Source organism: Crystallibacter permensis (assembly GCF_025960875.1).
Taxonomy (GTDB): domain Bacteria; phylum Actinomycetota; class Actinomycetes; order Actinomycetales; family Micrococcaceae; genus Crystallibacter; species Crystallibacter permensis.
The window spans coordinates 1-1,745 of the sequence record NZ_JAODLR010000058.1 but is presented as its reverse complement, the minus strand read 5'-3'; the positions used below and the strand labels follow the sequence as shown (position 1 = coordinate 1,745).

Annotated in this window: 1 protein-coding gene; it reads left to right on the top strand. The window is 64.8% G+C overall.

The window, feature by feature from the left end; all coding sequences use genetic code 11:
* Positions 1-182: 182 nt before the first annotated feature.
* Positions 183-1,580 carry an IS1182 family transposase gene (locus B0G38_RS23130; RefSeq protein ID WP_461610113.1) on the top strand — a complete coding sequence of 466 codons (1,398 nt, stop codon included), beginning with the start codon at positions 183-185 and terminating at the stop codon, positions 1,578-1,580.
* Positions 1,581-1,745 lie beyond the last annotated feature (165 nt).

Genomic DNA, 1,745 nt, shown 5'->3' with positions numbered 1-1,745 from the left:
CTAGGAGCGTGGGTCATTAGCCGGCCGGTGGTTTAAAACGCCGGGTGAATTACCGGGTTCCGGGATCGGTGGCTGGAAGAATCGTGGGTATGGATTCTGATGCCCAGGACGGTTTGTTCGATGAAAGACTCGTGGAGCGGGTTGAGCCTGCCGGCGGGGACGTAGTGGAGGCCGGTGCGGGCGTGAACAAGCGGTTCAAGCCGTTTGATCCTGACGCGGTGATGCTGGTGCCGCCGTCGCTGGATGAGTGGCTGCCGGACAACCATCTGGCCCGGTTCATCGCTGATCTGGTCGCCGAGGAGCTGGATTTGTCCCGGTTCTATGACTCGTACGCGAAGACGAAAGGCCAGCCTCCGTATGATCCGCGGCTGATGGTGAGGATCCTGCTCTACGGGTACTGCACCGGCGTGCGTTCCTCCCGGGAGCTTGAACGGGCCTGCGTGGACGTGGTCGCGTTCCGCTGGCTCGCGGCCCAGCAGGCCCCGGATTTCCGGTCCATCGGCCGGTTCCGCAAGCGCCACCTGTCCGTGCTGGGGAACGTGTTCCTGCAGGCTTTGGAGCTCTGCCGGGCCGCGGGCATGGTCTCCCTGGGCCGGGTGGCCCTGGACGGGACGAAGGTGCGGGCCAACGCGTCCAGGCGCAAGGCCATGAGCTACGCCAGGCTGACGGAGAAGCAGAAGGTCCTCGCCCAGGAGGTCTCCGACCTGCTCGCCGACGCCGAGGCCACCGACGCGTCCGAGGACGCCCGGTACGGCAAGGACAAGCGCGGCGATGAACTGCCGGCGGAACTGGCCGAGAAGACGTCGAGGCTGGCGAAGATGGCCGCGGCCCGCAAACAGCTCGAAGAAGAAGCCGCGGACAAGGCCCGCAAGGAAGCCGAACGCAAAGCCCGGGACCGCGGCGACGACGACGACACTGTGGCAGCCAAGGGCGCCGAAGCCGCGGCCGAAGCGGCAGTGAAACCGACCGCGCAGCGGAATTTCACCGACCCGGATGCCAGGATCATGAAGACCGCCGACGGCTCCTACCACTACTGCTACACCGGCCAGGCCGTGGTCGACGCGGACCACCAGGTCATCGTGACCAACGAACTGAACAACACCGCGGTCGACGTGCAGCAACTGGCCCCGATGATCGAAAACACCGCTGAAACCCTCGGACAGCTGCCCTCCCAATGGACCATCGACGCCGGGTACTGCTCGGCCGGGAACCTCGAACACGTCCGGCAGATCGAAGCCGACAATGACGGCTCCACCGAGTTCTTCATCGCGACCGGCCGGCTCAAACACGGCGAACAGGTCCAGGACGCGCCCCGCGGGCGGATCCCCAACAACGCCACGGCCAAAGAACGCATGGCACGCAAACTCAAGACAAAGAGGGGCAAGGCGGTCTACGCCAGGCGTAAAGCGATCATCGAACCGGTCTTCGGTCAGATCCACACCCGGCAGGGCAAACACGTGCTCCTGCGCGGACTCGAGCAGGCCAGACAGGAATGGAACCTGATCGCCGGCTGCCACAACCTGCTCAAACTCTTCAAATTCCGCGCCGATGCCCAGGCAGCCGCCCCGGCCCTGGCATAAAGACAGCCGCGGGCACGTCCCCGGCTATCCCGCACCTATGTCCAGCCCGTCCGGCGAAGACCCGCCGGCATCGAGCCCCGAAGTCGCAGCACAGACTTCACATCCAACCGATCAAGGAACAATCACTTTCGGATCCGATAAAACGCTATTGACCCACGCTCCTAG